Origin of the sequence: Thermocrispum municipale DSM 44069 (assembly GCF_000427825.1) — a bacterium.
GTDB lineage: Bacteria > Actinomycetota > Actinomycetes > Mycobacteriales > Pseudonocardiaceae > Thermocrispum > Thermocrispum municipale.
Genome location: NZ_ATYT01000005.1, coordinates 218,497 through 233,072, shown reverse-complemented (window position 1 = coordinate 233,072; position 14,576 = coordinate 218,497). Strand labels below are relative to the sequence as shown.

General features: G+C 69.5%; 16 protein-coding genes. 8 read left to right on the top strand and 8 right to left on the bottom strand.

Features of this window, described 5'->3' with window-relative positions; translation table 11 throughout:
* Positions 1-72: 72 nt before the first annotated feature.
* The 5 genes from YWM_RS22440 to YWM_RS0106310 all read right to left on the bottom strand — a co-directional run bounded on the left by YWM_RS22440 (position 73) and on the right by YWM_RS0106310 (position 2,435).
* On the bottom strand, positions 73-432 hold the full coding sequence (locus tag YWM_RS22440) for an ACT domain-containing protein (RefSeq protein WP_052344613.1): 360 nt from the start codon (positions 430-432) through the stop codon (positions 73-75).
* Complete coding sequence (locus YWM_RS0106325) at positions 429-884, bottom strand: OsmC family protein (protein WP_028850011.1); 456 nt, start codon at positions 882-884, stop codon at positions 429-431. The genes YWM_RS22440 and YWM_RS0106325 overlap by 4 nt, the downstream gene beginning before the upstream one ends.
* A 159-nt stretch (positions 885-1,043) precedes the next feature.
* Entirely contained in the window at positions 1,044-1,853 is an 810-nt protein-coding gene (locus YWM_RS0106320) for an alpha/beta fold hydrolase (protein WP_169720963.1), read from the bottom strand.
* Between the two features lie 11 nt (positions 1,854-1,864).
* Entirely contained in the window at positions 1,865-2,167 is a 303-nt protein-coding gene (locus YWM_RS0106315; RefSeq protein ID WP_028850009.1) for a HigA family addiction module antitoxin, read from the bottom strand.
* Entirely contained in the window at positions 2,154-2,435 is a 282-nt protein-coding gene (locus tag YWM_RS0106310) for a type II toxin-antitoxin system RelE/ParE family toxin (protein WP_028850008.1), read from the bottom strand. The genes YWM_RS0106315 and YWM_RS0106310 overlap by 14 nt, the downstream gene beginning before the upstream one ends.
* Before the next feature lie 145 nt (positions 2,436-2,580).
* On the opposite strand from YWM_RS0106310, the gene YWM_RS0106305 reads away from it, so the two are divergent.
* Positions 2,581-3,489, top strand: coding sequence for a DUF2268 domain-containing putative Zn-dependent protease (locus YWM_RS0106305; RefSeq protein ID WP_028850007.1), 909 nt, complete (start codon positions 2,581-2,583; stop codon positions 3,487-3,489).
* 41 nt (positions 3,490-3,530) lie between these two features.
* Positions 3,531-4,313, top strand: a complete 783-nt coding sequence (locus YWM_RS0106300) for a MerR family transcriptional regulator (protein WP_229730346.1) — start codon at positions 3,531-3,533, stop codon at positions 4,311-4,313.
* Here YWM_RS0106300 and ychF read toward each other — a convergent pair.
* A complete protein-coding gene (gene ychF / locus YWM_RS0106295) occupies positions 4,310-5,392 on the bottom strand; it encodes a redox-regulated ATPase YchF (RefSeq protein ID WP_028850005.1) in 1,083 nt (360 codons plus the stop codon). The genes YWM_RS0106300 and ychF overlap by 4 nt on opposite strands.
* A gap of 115 nt (positions 5,393-5,507) precedes the next feature.
* Here ychF and YWM_RS0106290 point away from each other — a divergent pair, with 115 nt between their 5' ends.
* Positions 5,508-7,025, top strand: a complete 1,518-nt coding sequence (locus YWM_RS0106290; protein ID WP_028850004.1) for a DNA-3-methyladenine glycosylase 2 — start codon at positions 5,508-5,510, stop codon at positions 7,023-7,025.
* Positions 7,026-7,027: 2 nt separating this feature from the next.
* Positions 7,028-7,537, top strand: coding sequence for a methylated-DNA--[protein]-cysteine S-methyltransferase (locus YWM_RS0106285; RefSeq protein ID WP_043659875.1), 510 nt, complete (start codon positions 7,028-7,030; stop codon positions 7,535-7,537).
* A gap of 2 nt (positions 7,538-7,539) precedes the next feature.
* Here the strand turns inward: YWM_RS0106285 and YWM_RS0106280 are convergent, their stop codons facing one another.
* On the bottom strand, positions 7,540-10,491 hold the full coding sequence (locus YWM_RS0106280; RefSeq protein ID WP_028850002.1) for an AAA family ATPase: 2,952 nt from the start codon (positions 10,489-10,491) through the stop codon (positions 7,540-7,542).
* Complete coding sequence (locus YWM_RS22435; protein ID WP_052344611.1) at positions 10,488-11,672, bottom strand: exonuclease SbcCD subunit D; 1,185 nt, start codon at positions 11,670-11,672, stop codon at positions 10,488-10,490. The genes YWM_RS0106280 and YWM_RS22435 overlap by 4 nt, the downstream gene beginning before the upstream one ends.
* A 137-nt stretch (positions 11,673-11,809) precedes the next feature.
* Between YWM_RS22435 and YWM_RS0106270 the strand changes: the two genes are divergently transcribed.
* The 4 genes from YWM_RS0106270 to YWM_RS0106255 are packed head-to-tail and all read left to right on the top strand — an operon-like array spanning position 11,810 to position 14,575.
* Positions 11,810-12,730 carry a DNA recombination protein RmuC gene (locus YWM_RS0106270; protein ID WP_028850001.1) on the top strand — a complete coding sequence of 307 codons (921 nt, stop codon included), beginning with the start codon at positions 11,810-11,812 and terminating at the stop codon, positions 12,728-12,730.
* A gap of 41 nt (positions 12,731-12,771) precedes the next feature.
* Positions 12,772-13,803, top strand: coding sequence for a DUF6542 domain-containing protein (locus tag YWM_RS25110; RefSeq protein WP_052344610.1), 1,032 nt, complete (start codon positions 12,772-12,774; stop codon positions 13,801-13,803).
* A gap of 12 nt (positions 13,804-13,815) precedes the next feature.
* Positions 13,816-14,181 (top strand): hypothetical protein, encoded by a 366-nt coding sequence (locus YWM_RS0106260; RefSeq protein ID WP_028850000.1) that lies wholly within the window; start codon positions 13,816-13,818, stop codon positions 14,179-14,181.
* Complete coding sequence (locus YWM_RS0106255) at positions 14,174-14,575, top strand: hypothetical protein (RefSeq protein ID WP_028849999.1); 402 nt, start codon at positions 14,174-14,176, stop codon at positions 14,573-14,575. Before YWM_RS0106260 ends, YWM_RS0106255 begins: the two co-directional genes overlap by 8 nt.
* Position 14,576 lies beyond the last annotated feature (1 nt).

Here is a 14,576-nt window from a genome sequence, read left to right as displayed (position 1 = left end):
GAGACGTGAGCGACCAGTCAGTCATTCACGCGTCGGAGCGGTGCTCGCCCCAAGCATCCGCCAACTCGGCGTTCACCGCGGACCCGTCGTGCCTGCGGAACACCCACCCATGACGAGCACTTTCCGGTTCCGATGGTCGGAGTACTGCGCGACAAGTGCGTCACCGCGCCCTGCGAACTCGGCCATCAGGTGCCCCAATGCCCCGGGCACATCCGCGTCCAGCTCCGCGACCACGACCGGGCGCACCTCCACGTTCACGTATCCAGCGTCGGCCAGCACCGCCTGTGCTCGATCCCCGTCCTCGACGAGGTAGCGCGCGACGCCTTCCCACATTCCCCCACCCTCGAGACCGATCCCCGCCTGCCCCAGCACCCGAGCCACCTCGGCCAGCTCCCCGGCAGTCGTCACGCCGCGAACGGCAACGTCGTTCACGGGATCACCTCGATCGTCGGATCCACGCGGACCTCGCTTCGGAGAGAGTTCGCGATGTAGCAGTGCTCGTGCGCCTGATGGACGAGAGGGACGACGTCCTCAACGCGCGCTCCGCGAACGCGGATCACCGGACGAAGCTCGATCTCCGTGATCGCAACCGGATCCGGCCCCAGCGGCATCGCCCCACGCGCCGCGTCCACGTACGACACCACGTCGACACTCGCGCGGGCTGCCGCACCGAGGAACGAGAGCATCTGGCAGGAGCTCGCGGCCAGGACGAGCAACTGCTCGGGGTTCGTGAGCTCGGCATCGCCCCGGAACGCGGCGTCCGCGCTCACAGCCAAGTCCTGGGTCGCGGTGAGCGTGGCGGCGTGCTCGCGAGAGAAGGATCGGTAGCCGCCAGCGGTGGTGCCCGTCCATTCGATGGTCGTCATGTACTCGTGTTCGGTCATGGAACCACGCTAGAAGCGGGACGCTTCGGCCCGAACCGAACCATCGCACAGGCGAGAAGCACAGGGCCCCGCCGATCATGAAGATCGACGGGGCCCAGCGGGGTCAGCGCAACTCACACGTTGAAGCGGAACTCGACCGCGTCGCCGCAGCTAACAACCTCAGCGGACAATGGTCCGCGAGTCGCTGGCCTGATCGCGAGATAACCAGCCGCGAAGCACGTCGATCCACTCGTCGAAGGCGTCGAGGTGCGCATCATGGCTGCCGCCAAAGAGATCGACTCTGACCGTCTCGGGCCTGCGCCGGATCAGCTCGTCCTTGTCGGCATCGCTGAACATCCCGTGCCTGGCGAAAATCGCGAGCGTCGGAACCTGCAGAGCTTCCCACTCGTCCCAGCGCGGTTCATGCACAGCCTCGATCGTGCGTTGCATGACCGCGGCGTCGAAACGCGGGACGAGCCCATCATCCGTCGACTGGAGATCCGCTACCCAGGCATCAACGATCGCGTCATCACCGAGGAACTCGCGGGCAGCGGCCTCGTCCCGGAACGGAACCGGCCAGGACGCGAAGTACGCGCCGAGACCAGCAGCCTCGCGCGGATCGTCACTCCCCGACACATGACCTTCGAGCATCACGAGCCCCTCGACCAGGTCTGGGCGCGCTGCTGCTGCGAGAAAAGCAGTGTGGGCTCCCATCGACTGCCCGACGAGCGTCGCCCGACTCCCTGGGGCGAGCTCCTCGATCGCCGCCACGACGTCGCCGACGAAGGCGTCGCGGGATAAATCATCGGGAAGCCGCGTGCTCGCACCGTGCCCTCGCTGGTCCACGAGCAGGACCCGATGGTCCTGCAACGCTCGCGCCGTGCGCAGCAACTCCCGCGAGCTCCCGGCAAGCCCGTGCAGCAGCACGACGACAGGGCCGTCGCCGCCGAGGTCGGTGACCGCGATGCAGACGCCTCCGGGGCGTTGCACGACGCAGCTGGTCACGCGACCTGTAGCGGCTCGATCGCCGCGATCTGCTCACCTGCTGCGTCCTCGGCGCGGTCGAGCTCATAGTGGCTCTGCAGGTTGATCCAGAACTCGGCCGACGTGCCGAAGTACCTCGCGAGCCGCAGCGCCGTGTCTGCGGTGATCCCCCGCTTGCCGTGCACGATCTCGTTGATCCGCCGGGGCGGGACGCCGATCGACACGGCGAGCTTGTTCTGTGTGATGCCGAAGCCCTCGATGAAGTCCTCCATGAGGACCTCACCCGGGTGAATCGGCTCGATCCTGTCAGTGGTAGTCAACGATCTGCACCTCCTCTGGTCCAGCGTCGGTCCACACGAAGCAGATCCGCCACTGGTCGTTGATCCTGATGCTGTGCTGCCCGACCCGATCGCCCTTGAGCGCCTCGAGCCGATTGCCAGGCGGGACGCGGAGGTCCTCGAGAGACTCTGCAGACCCCACCTGACGTAGCTTGCGCAGCGCGACCCGATGGATCCTCGGATCGATCGAGCGCACGCGCTCACGACGCCACAGCCGTTCGGTGTCCTTGTTGCCGAACGATCTGATCACGAAACCAGTGTATAACGGAGTCCGTCATTAACGCTATACGTTAAACCGGAACTCGACCACGTCGCCGCAGATACCAACCTCTGGAGAAGTTAGCTACTCCCCGGGTTTGACCTTGTCGTAACGGCAAGGTTTACCGTCTCTCGCTATGACTATTTCAGTGATTGACAGCGCGTCGAGCATGCGCCGAGTGCTCGCAGCGACACCCGATGACCGCGCCGATCTGGTCCGTGAGATGTGGTCTCCCCTGGCTGGGATGTACCACTTCATCCCGGGAGGGGTCGACATGGCCACCGTGCACCGACAGAACTTCGGCTTCGACTGGGAGGGCGCAACCGAACCGATCCAGGGGGCCCTCGAGCGTCTCGTCGAGGCAGACGCCTGGAACCGCATCACTACGGCGCTCGAGTCCGGAGCCGCGGCACTCCGGGCAGCTGCCCCGGGCATCGAGGTGCCCGATCTGCAGGTGCTCCTCGTGCTAGGCGATCCCGACAACAAGCACTTCGTCGACGAGATCCAGGGGCTGTCCGCATTCGGTGGAATCAGCGGCTACATCACCATCACCGTCTGGCCCACGCCCCAGGTTCTGGAGCGACTCGAAGCGATTGCCGTTCATGAACTGCACCACAATGTGCGGTACTCGCCGGGCGGAGTCGTATGGGACCCGATGACGGTCACCGTCGGCGAGCAGGTAATCTCGGAAGGGCTTGCGGACGTGTTCGCTGCGGAGCTGTTCGGCGACCGCGGGTACACGCATTTCGTCAGTGAAAGCACCCACAACGATGCCGAAGTCCTTGCGAAGGTCGCAAGCGGGCTGCACGTCACAGGCATGCAGAACTTCACGGCGTGGGTGCATGGTGACGCGAGCGCGCGCCTCCTCGGCGCAGAGCCAGTTGGTCTGCCCACGGGTGCTGGCTACGCAGCCGGCATACGGCTAGTTCGCGCCTACCTCGATGCCACAGGAGCCACCGCGGCACAGAGCGTTGCCGTGCCTGTGGACGAGGTTCTGCGTGTCGCCGCGCCTCAACTGGGCTTGCGCCTCAATCCGGAAGAATGAGAACGACGTCAACCAGCTGGAGGCAGTCCGTGGAGTGGACCGTGCACGAGCTCGCAGAACGTGCGGGCATCAGCGGGCGAACGCTGCGTCACTACCACCAGATTGGGCTGCTCGAGCCAGACCGCGTCGGGTCCAACGGTTACCGGTACTACGGGCCCGACGCAGTCTCCCGCCTGCAGCGAATCCTGCTGTTGCGAGAAACGGGCATGCCGCTGGCCGACATCGCGGACGTACTTGATGTGCCCACAACTCCTGAGGTGGAAGTCCAAGCGCTCACCGGGCACTTGGAGCATCTCGCTAGGGAACGCGACTCTCTGAATCGACGCATCAACGCGGTGGAGCACACCTTGTCCATGCGTCGCCAGGGCCGCGAACCTCGCATGGATGTCATGCTCGAGGGATTCAACGACCGATATGAGGTTGAGGTCGTCGAGCGCTGGGGCCGCGACGCATTCGACGCATCGAATCAGTGGTGGCACGGGAAATCGGTCCAGCAGCAAAAGGCATGGAAAGTCAGAGCCGACGCCCTACTCACCCGGTGGCGTGTGATCCAGCAGGAAGGGCATGAACTGGACTCCGCGATAGCGCAGGAGCACGCGGCCGTTCACGTGGAGTGGTTCAAGGAGATTCCGGGAACTCCTACCCATGCAGGCGACACGGCGAAGTCCGTCGACATGATCCGTGGTCTCGCAGACCAGTACGAAACGAACCCCGACTTCCATGTCGCCTTCGGAACCCCGGAGGCCGCAAGTTTCGCTGCAAACGCGTTGCGACTTCACGTGCGAGGACTAAAGCCTTCTCCTGCGGATGACCTCAGAGGTTAATTTGAAAATCTAAACTCCACGACGTCGCCGTCGGCCATGACGTAGTCCTTGCCTTCCATGCGGACCTTGCCCGCAGCCCGGGCGGCGGCCATCGACCCCGCCTCGACCAGGTCGTCGTACGAGACGACCTCGGCCTTGATGAACCCGCGCTCGAAGTCGGTGTGAATCACCCCGGCGGCCTGCGGAGCGGTGGCGCCCTGCGGGATCGTCCAGGCGCGCGCCTCCTTCGGACCCGCGGTCAGGAACGTCTGCAGCCCCAGCGTGTGGAAACCGGCCCTGGCCAGCGCGTTCAGGCCCGGCTCGTCCTGGCCGACCGACGCGAGCAGCTCACGCACGTCCTCCGGGTCGTCCAGCTCGAGCAGCTCGGCCTCCACCTTGGCGTCCAGAAACACCGCGTCGGCCGGGGCGACCAGCTCGGACAGTTCCTTGCGCTTGGCCTCGTCGGTCAGCACCGATTCGTCGGCGTTGAACACGTACAAGAACGGCTTGGCGGTCAGCAGCGAAAGCTGCCGCAGGCCGTCCAGGTCGACCTCCGACTGGGCGGCGAACAACGTGCGTCCGCTGTCCAGGATCTCCTTGGCCTTCTGCACGTTCTCCAGCGCGGGCCGGGCGTCCTTGCGCGTGCGCGCTTCCTTCTCCATGCGCGGCAGCGCCTTCTCCAGCGTCTGCAGGTCGGCGAGGATCAGCTCGGTGTTGATCGTCTCGATGTCGTCCGCCGGACCCACCTGGCCTTCGACGTGCGCCACGTCCGGGTCGTCGAACGCCCGGATGACCTGGCAGATCGCGTTGGCCTCGCGGATGTTGGCCAGGAACTTGTTGCCCAGCCCGGCGCCCTCGGACGCGCCCTTGACGATGCCCGCGATGTCCACGAACGACACGGTGGCGGGCACCGTGCGGGCGGAGCCGAACATCTCCGCCAACTTGTCCAACCGCTCGTCGGGCAGCGGCACCACACCGACGTTCGGCTCGATGGTGGCGAACGGATAGTTCGCGGCCAGCACGTCGTTGCGGGTCAGCGCGTTGAAGAGGGTGGACTTGCCGACATTGGGCAGCCCAACGATGCCGAGGGTCAGACTCACGCCATCCGAGTCTACGGAGCATGCCGGTGATCTCCGCGCCCGGGCCGTCCGCGTCACGGTCACCATGTCCGATTTCCGCCAGTGCCCCGGGAGCCGCGGTGGCAGTATCGGCATCATGACAGCAACGGCGAGCGTCGAACGGTCGGCTATCTGGCGCGACTTCGACGTCTGCTACCGGGCCGTAGCGGCACGCGATGCGCGGTTCGACGGACAGTTCATCACCGCGGTGGCGACCACCCGCATCTACTGCCGGCCGTCGTGCCCGGCGGTGACGCCGAAACCGCAGAACGTTCGCTTCTACCCCACCGCGGCGGCCGCTCAGGCTGCGGGCTACCGCGCCTGTCGCCGGTGCTTGCCGGACGCCGTACCGGGGTCGCCGGAGTGGAACGTGCGGGCCGACCTGGCGGGCCGCGCCATGCGGTTGATCGCCGACGGTGTGGTGGAGCGCGAGGGCGTACCGGGGTTGGCGCGCCGGCTCGGATATTCGGAGCGTCAGCTGAATCGCGCACTCACCGCGGAACTCGGCGCGGGCCCGTTGGCGCTGGCCCGCGCGCACCGAGCGCACTCCGCCCGCTTGCTGATCGAGCTGACCGACTTGCCGTTCGGCGACGCGGCCTTCGCCGCCGGGTTCTCCAGCATCCGGCAGTTCAACGCCACGGTGCGCGAGGTGTTCGGGTGCTCGCCGTCGCAGCTACGCGCGCGTCGCAAGCAGACCGCCCGTACCTCGTCGGCGAACGGCAGTGTCGACGTGACGTTGCGGCTCCCCTTCCGCGAACCGTTCGACGCCGAAGGCATCTTCCGGTTCTTGCGGGTCCGCGCGATCCCCGGCGTGGAGATCGCCCACGAGGATGGATACGCCCGCACGCTGCGACTTCCGCACGGCACGGCCACTACCTGGCTGTGGCCGCCGAAGAGCGCGGCGCGGCATGTCCACTGCTTGCTGAGGTTGTCCGACATGCGCGACCTCGGCAGCGCGGTCACCCGCGTTCGTCGCTTGCTGGACCTCGACGCCGACCCGGCCGCGGTCGACAGCGTGCTCGCCACGGATGCCGCGCTGGCCGACAGCGTCGCTCGAACGCCGGGGATCCGGGTGCCCGGCGCTGTCGACGGACCTGAGCTGGTCATCCGGGCACTGCTCGGGCAACAGATCAGCGTGGCGGCGGCACGCACCACGGCCGGCAGGCTCGCCGAGGCGCTCGGTGAACGGCTGCCGCACCCCGACGAGGAACTGACCACGCTCTTCCCCACCCCGGAAGCGATCGCCGAGCACGGCGCAGACGTGCTCAACGGGCCACGGCGGCGCATCGAGGCCATCGTGAACACCGCTGCCGCCATGGCGTCGGGCGAGCTGGACGTGCACGTCGGCCGAGCACCCGACGAACTTCGCGCCGACCTGCTGGCGCTGCCCGGAATCGGGTCGTGGACCGCGGACTACGTCCTGATGCGTGTACTCGCCGCCCCGGACGTTCTGCTCACCGGCGATGTGGCGTTACGGCAGGGTGCGGCCACACTCGGCCTGCCAACCGCGCCCGCGGACTTGACCCGACGACTCGACACGGTGCGGCCGTGGCGCTCGTACGCCGGCATGCACCTGTGGCGCGCCGCGCCAGGCACGACTACCCGGAAAGGATGACCATGCCCACCACCGCCTCATGGTCCACTGTGGACACACCGATCGGACCGTTCACCGCGATAGCGGCCGCCGACGGCGCCGTGCTGGCCTCCGGCTGGACCGCCACCACCGACGACCTCACGCCGTTGATCTCGCCGCCGCTTCGGCCCGCTGAGCTGCGGGAACGACGTGACCTCGGCGCGATCACGCGCGCCGTGCGCGCCTTCCACAGCGGAGACGTCGCCGCCATCGAGGAGATCCCGGTGCGCCAGCGCTCGGGCGAGTTCCTGACGCATGCCTGGGAGGTCCTGCGCACGGTGCCGCCGGGGCAGCCGGTGACCTACAGCGAGTACGCCGCCTTGGCCGGACGTCCCGCCGCCGTCCGCGCTGCGGCCTCGGCGTGCGCCAGGAACGCGGCCGCACTGTTCGTGCCGTGCCATCGGGTGGTCCGTATCTCGGGCGCGATGGGTGGCTTCCGCTGGGGCCTCGACGTCAAGCGCTGGCTGCTGGCCCATGAGGCCGCGGCGGCCTGAGCTCAGACCTGGAGCTGCAGTGTCGACCCGGTGCGCGACTTGCGCACGTGCAGCCTGGTCGGGATCCGCTGACGCATCTCCTCGACATGCGACACGAGGCCCACGGCACGGCCGCCGGCACGCAGACTGTCGAGCGTGTCCATCACGACGTCGAGCGTCTCGGCGTCCAGCGTGCCGAAACCTTCGTCGATGAACAGCGTGTCCAGCTGCACGCCGCCCGCTTCCGCCGAGACGACGTCCGCCAACCCCAGCGCCAGCGCCAGCGACGCCAGGAACGTCTCCCCGCCGGAGAGTGTCTTCGCCGAGCGGACCATGCCGGAATAGTCGTCCAGCACGTCCAGGCCGAGGCCGCCCCTGGTGCCGCGAGCCCCCGCAGCGTCGCTGTGCACGAATGCGTAGCGACCTTGGCTCATCACCCGCAGCCGAGCCGTGGCGGCGACCGCGACTTCCTCCAGCCGGGCCGCGAGTACGTAGGACCGCAGTGACATGCGCTTGGCGTTCTGCCCGCGGCCGTTGAGCACGTCGGTCAGGGCGTTCAGCTCGGCGAACTCCGCTTCCAGCGGCTCCAGCTCCGCGCTGCGCTCGGTGAGCCGCTTGCCGAGTTGCTCGAGCTGTTCCGCGCGGGTCTCCGCGGCGCGCTGTGCCACCAGTGCCGCATCCGCGGCGGCGCGGGCCCGCTCGGCCTCCTCCAGCGCGCCGGCGACGTCGACCTCCATGTCCGGCTCGATACCGAACAGCTCGGGCTCGGCCAGCACCGCACGGGCGGCGCGTTCTTCGACCTCGGCTTCCGACACCTCGGACTCCAGTCGCCGGACGATCTCCGGCTCGCGGGCGGCGGCCAGCGCCGCCTCGACCGACGAGAATCCGGCCGCCTTCGCGGCATCCGCCACGGCGGTTTGCTGCTCGGTGACCCGTGCCTGGCACGCCGCGACGGCCGCCCGCGCATCGGCCAGCGCATCACAGGCGGCCGCCTGGGCGAGCAAGACCGACCGTCGTTGCTCGACGGAGTCGTATTCGCCGCGGGCCTCTTCCAGCCGCCGCGTCCGTTCCTCGATCGCCGCGACGAGGCCCTCGCGTTCGGCCTCCGCTGCCGCGACGGCGCGCTCGGCCGCTGCCCGCGCCGCCGTGAGCTCCTCGATGCGGTCTTGTGTCGTGGCCACGGCGGCTTCCAGCTCCGCAGCTCGCGCGACGGCCTCCTCCAACTCGGCGAGCTCGCGCCGGGTTCGGTCGAGCTCGCGCTGCAACTCGTCTGCGGTGCGGCCGCGTAGCTTGACCTGCAACTCGGTGACGGCGGCACGCGCATCGTGCATGGCTTGCTCAGCCCGCGTCCGAGCCTGCTGGGCCTCGGCTTCGGCGGCCGCGGCTGCCTGCTCGTCGGCCTCCCGCACCGCGTCGTCGGTGGGATGCGCGGGAGCCGGGTGCTCACACGAGCCGCAGACCGGGCACATCTCGCCGGCGACCAACTTCCCGGCCAGCTCGGCGGCCATCCCGGCCAAACGGCGTTCTCGCAACCGTTGCTGCTCTTCGCGCGCGTCCTGGTGCGCGTCGACGGCGGCGCGCAGCCGCTCCTGCGCCTGCTCGAGGGCCTCCTGCAGCACCGGAAGCCGCTGCGCGTCGGCAAGCGCCTCGAGCAACTCGTCTCGCGCGGTGCGTGCGTGCTCCACCTTCGCTGCGGCGGCCTTCGCGACCGCCAGCTGCTCGCGTAGGTCTTCCAGCCGCTCAGGCAGTCCGTCCAGCTCGGCGCCGATCTGCGCGACCCGGCGCTGGGCTGCCTCGGCTTCGGCGTCGACGTCCTCGAGCCGGCGCTGTTGCTCGCGCTGGCGGTTCGCCTCCTCGATCGCGCCGGCCAACTCCCCGGCCTGCTCCCGCAGCGAACCCGCGCGCGAGCGCAGCTGCCCGGCAGGGCTTTCCGCCTCGACGCCGTCCACGGCGTGTGCCGCGGCCGCTTCGGTCTCCCGGGCGCCGGCCAATTCCTGCTCGGCGCGTTGCAACTCGCGCTGCGCGGCCAGCACGGACTCCGCGCGCCGCGCTTCGGCCAGCTCGGTGCGAAGGCCCTGCAGTTCGTCCGCCCGCGCGCGCAGTTGCTCCAGCTTCGTCATCGCCGCGGCCACACGGCGGGCCCGCTCCACCAGCGTGCGCCGCTCGGCAAGTGTTTCCTCGGCCTGCTTGCTCGCCTCGGCCGCCGCGGCCGCGTGCTTGGTCGCCAGCTCGTAGGCTTCGATCGCGCGCTGCGTGGTCTCCTTCGCCCACGTCAGCACGTCGGTCTCCGGTGGCTCCTGGCCCGCCGCCTGCGTGAACCGGGCCACCCACTCCCGGAAGTCGGCCCGCGCCAGGTCCAGTTCGCTGCGCCGCTGCCGCCTGCGTTCGGTGAACCAGTCCTGGACCGCTTCGAACCGGTGCGTGCCGAACAGCTTGTCCAGCAGCCGTTCGCGTTCCGCAGTCTCCGCGCGCAGGAACGTCGCGAACTCGCCCTGTGGGAGCAGCACGACCTGGAAGAACTGGTCCGCGGTCATGCCGAGCAGCCGCTGCACGGTCCTCGCGACCTCGTCGATGCGTGTCACCGGCTCGTTGCTGTAGCCGCTCGGCGGATCGTTCACCCAGGTCAACGAGGCCTTGGCAGGCTGCTTCGTGACCCCGTCGCCGCGCTTCTTGGGCCGCTCGTACTCCGGGAAACGCTCGATGCGCAGCCGGTGCGAGCCCACCGTGAACTCCAGGCAGACGCGCGTCGGCGTGGTCGGTTCGGCCTGGTCGCTGCGCAGCCGCTTGGCCTCGCCGCGCGCGCCAGGCACCACGCCGAACAACGCGAACGAGATCGCGTCCAGCAGCGTCGTCTTACCTGCGCCGGTATGGCCGTGCAGCAGGAACAGCCCGTCCGCGCCGAGCGCGTCGAAGTCCACCGACTCCGTTCGCGGGAACGGGCCGAACGCGCTGAGCTCCAGGTGGTGCAGCCTCACCGGCCGACACCTGCCGACAACGGCGCGCCTTCCTCACGGCGCCCTTCCCGCTCCGGGAGGCCGGCGCGCAGCGCTTGTTCCAGCAGGTCCCGCTCCGAAGCCTCGGGTCCGGCACCGCGACAGTCGGCCAGGAAGCGCTCCACGATCTCCACATCCTTGCGGCCGCGCACTGCTTCGGCGTAGCGCAGCTGTCCGCCGGAGCCACCACCCTGCGGCTGCCAGTCCAGATGCACCGCGTACGGGAAGCGTTCGCGCAGCTTGCGCATCGCGTCGGTGGGGCGAACCCGGTCGGTCAGCGTGACCGCCAGGTAGCACTCGCGAACGTCCTCGTGGGCGGGATCGGTCAGCACTTGCTCCAGCTCGCCGCTGATCATGGCCAGCGCGCGCGGCACCGGCAGGTCGACCCGCTCCACCCGTTCAAGGCCGTCGGCGCCCAGATCGATCAGCCAGGCGGCCTTACGGTGCGCCGCCTCGGAGAACGAGTAGGGCAAGAGGCTGCCGGAGTAGCGCAGGCGCTCGCTGAGCGTCTGCGGGCCGTGCAGGTGGCCGAGCGCCACGTAGTCCGGGCCGTCGAACACCGCCCCACCGACCTGCTCGACACCGCCGACCGCGATCGACCGCTCGGAGTCCGAGCCGGTGCCACCCGTGACGAACGCGTGCGCCATGACCACCGAGCGGCCGCCACGCCGCTGTCGGTCGGCGTTGATACGCCGCATCGCCTCGGTCAGCACGCCGGTGTGGCCTTTGGCGTCGATCCCCATCGCCTGCCGGGACGGTTCCGGCTCCAGATACGGGATGCCGTAGACGCACACCGGGCCGTGCTCGTCGGTGAACACCACCGGGTCGTCGATGGCGTCGATGCTGGTGCGCAGGTGCAAACCACCCGCGGCGAGGAAGTCCGCGAAGGCGCCGAGCCGCAGCGCCGAGTCGTGGTTGCCCGACGTGACCACGATCTGCGCGCCCGCCTCCCTGATCCTGGCCAGGCCGCGAGTGGCCACCTGGACCGTCTCGGCGGACGGCACCGCGCGGTCGTAGATGTCGCCCGCGACGAGCACCACGTCGACCCGCTCGGACTGCACGACTTCGGCAAGATGCCGCAGGACGGCCTCCTGGTCGGCGAGCAGATCGGCGCCGTGGAACGTGCGCCCGAGATGCCAGTCCGACGTGTGCAGCAACCTCACGCTGCCCGACTCTATGTTCGAATGCCGACACGATCGTGCAGACTCGCCGCGACACCGGCAGGCCCGCGCCGACGGCCACCCGTCCGCGCCTCGCGTCCTCCCCGAATCTGTCGGTGATCTCTGCCAAGGTTGCGGCTATGGCATCGACAGTGCTCACAACGGCAGCGGTGGCGGCCGCGGCGGTGCTTGCCGTCGGCGTGGCGATGCTGTGGCGGCTGTACACCGACAGCCAGCGCAGGGCGGACGCGGCCGCGCAGGCATTGGCGCAGGAACGCAGGCGGCTGGACGAACAGCAGTCCCAGCTGCGCCGCTACGAGGTCGCCTTCGCCTCCATCCACGGTCGCGGCGAGCTCGGCGAACGCGTGCTGGTCGAGACGGCGAAGGCGCTCGGCCTGCGGGAAGGCCTGCACTACACGTTGCAGGCCGACGTGGCAGGCGGCGGCTCGGTCAAGCCGGACATGGTGTTGCACGTCGGTGGCGGGCGCAGCGTGCCGGTGGATGCGAAGGCCAGCATGGCGTGCTGGGCCGAGGCGGTCGAGACCACCGACGAGGCGGAGCGGGCCGATGCGCTGCGGGTGCACGTGCGCAATCTGCGGTCGCGCGCCGCCGAGCTGTCCAGCCGCGGCTACGACCGGTACGCCGATGCCATCTACGGCACGATCATGTTCGTCCCGTCCGACGCGGCCGTGGTGGCGGCGCTGGACACCGAGCCGGAGCTGCTGCGCTGGCTGCTCAACCGCCGGGTGTTCATGTGCGGGCCGACCGGGTTCGCGGTGCTGGCCTCCGCCGCGCTGTTCGCCAGCACGGAGCGTGCGCTCGCCGACGATGTCGAGCGCGTCCGCTCGGCCGCCTCCGGTGCGCATCGAGCAGCGGGCAACGCGGTGGAGGCGGTGAACCTCTCCAGCACACATCTGCAGCGATTCTTGTCCGCGCGGCGCCGTGAGCTCGATGCTTTGGAAGCCTTCCGCCGTGCCGTGCAGCCACTGAGCGACGCGTCCGGCTCGGCGACCGCGCTGGCCGAGATCCGCAGGGACGACGGGGAGCCGCTGTCCGCCTAGGCCTTCACGAATGCGTAACGTGTTCACGCTACCGTTGGCGGGTGCCTACCAGGATCGAACGCGAGGACGAACGCGCGTCGAGCGACCGCGGAGCGCCGCCGTGGGATGAACGTCCGATCCTGGGTCAGTCCCAAGGTCTGCCGTGGTGGAGCGCCATCCTGCTGGCGATCGCGGTCACCGCGGTCGGCGCGGCCGCCGATGCGCAGTTCAGCGACAAGCCGCCGACGCTGATCACGCAGGCGGCGTACTTCGTCGGCTGTGTGGTCGCGGTGTGCTGGGTGCGGCGCCGCAACCTGTTCGGCCCGACCGTGCAGCCCCCGCTGGTACTGGCCCTGGTGCTGCTCGGCGCCGAGATCGCGAAGAACGGCATGCCCGAGAAGCTGGGCATGAAGGAGATCTTCTTCGACTACGGCGTCCCGGTCATCAACAACTTCCCGGTCATGGCGCTGACCACCGGTGTCACGCTGGTCATCGGCATCGTCCGCGTGGTCCGCGAGCGCGATCCGGACCGGGCCGACGCCGACCGCAAGCGGCGTGGCTCGGGCGCCGACGATGACGACGAGCCACGGCCTCGTCCGCGCCCGTCCGCCGAAGAGCGGCGCGCCGGACGCCGGGCCGACGAGCCGACCAGCGCCGCGGCGCCCCCGGTGAGCAAGCCTGCCGGCCGCGACCGTGGTGCTGCGGGTCGAGGCGCCGAACCTCGCCGCCGGGACTCGACGGCACTCAACCGTCCGCGACCGGACGCCGGGCTACGCGATTCCGGTCCGCATGCTCGGCGTAAGCCGCAGGCAGGCAGGCGGCAGCAGGACAGCGGTCCGCATCCGCGTCCGGATCGGGCGACCCCAGCAGGTCGTCCGCCCGCGCGTGGCCGCCGCACTCCCCCGCCGACCCGGCCGTGGGAGACCGAAGGCGGGCCGCCCGGGGTTCCGCCGCGTCGCCGGGTCCCACCACCTTCGCGTGGCGGGTCGACCCGCAAGCCCCCGGCACGCGGGGAGACACCGGAACCACCTCGTCCCCGTAGGCAGCCACCACCGCCGCGCAGCAGGCGGTGGGATTCCGACGAGTCCCGCTGAGGGAGAACCCGGATGCCCGCCGTCCTGCCCGAGGCGTTGATCGTGGCCACCCTGGTGACCGCTGCGTTGCTGGTCGGCCCGCTGGTGCGTGCGCGGCGGCCGGGTGGCTTCCTGTTCAGCCTGTTCGGATTGATCGAGCTCGGCCTTCTCGTTCTGCTGGTGTGGGGCATCGTGCTGGTCGCAGGAACCGAGCGCGACGTGGACGTCGCCACGTTCGTCGGCTATCTCGTCGGGACGGTCGCCGTGCTCCCGTTGGCCGTGCTGTGGGCGAGGAACGAAACGAGCAGGTGGGGTGACGCGGTGCTGATCGTCGCACTGCTGGTGATCCCGGTGCTGATCGTCCGGTTGAACCAGATCTGGGACGCGGCGCATGCCTGACGACCTCGCCACCGCGACCCGTTCCGGCCCGGGCCGCATGCTGGTCGCCGTGTACGCGATCTTCGCGTTGGCCGCGACCGCACGGTCGGCGGTACAGATCGCCACCCGGTTCGAGCAAGCGCCGCTGGCCTATGTGCTGTCCGCGTTCGCGGCACTGGTCTACGTGCTGGCCACGGTGTGCCTGGCAAAAGGGAGTGCGGTGTCGCGCCGCATCGCCTACGCCGCGTGCACCATCGAGTTCCTCGGTGTGCTGATCGTCGGCGCGCTGAGCCTGCTGCGGCCCGAATGGTTCCCGGACGCCACGGTGTGGTCGGTCTTCGGGCGCGGGTACTTGTTCATCCCGGTCGTGCTGCCGCTGATCGGGCTGTACTGGCTGCGCCGCACCGCGCGCTGAG

Coding starts and splice junctions, on each gene's coding strand:
- YWM_RS0106305 (WP_028850007.1), top strand. CDS start 2,581: ATGACTATTTCAGTGATTGACAGCGCGTCGAGCATGCGCCGAGTGCTC.
- YWM_RS0106325 (WP_028850011.1), bottom strand. CDS start 884: ATGACCGAACACGAGTACATGACGACCATCGAATGGACGGGCACCACC.
- YWM_RS0106270 (WP_028850001.1), top strand. CDS start 11,810: ATGGCATCGACAGTGCTCACAACGGCAGCGGTGGCGGCCGCGGCGGTG.
- YWM_RS0106260 (WP_028850000.1), top strand. CDS start 13,816: ATGCCCGCCGTCCTGCCCGAGGCGTTGATCGTGGCCACCCTGGTGACC.
- YWM_RS0106285 (WP_043659875.1), top strand. CDS start 7,028: ATGCCCACCACCGCCTCATGGTCCACTGTGGACACACCGATCGGACCG.
- YWM_RS0106290 (WP_028850004.1), top strand. CDS start 5,508: ATGACAGCAACGGCGAGCGTCGAACGGTCGGCTATCTGGCGCGACTTC.
- YWM_RS0106255 (WP_028849999.1), top strand. CDS start 14,174: ATGCCTGACGACCTCGCCACCGCGACCCGTTCCGGCCCGGGCCGCATG.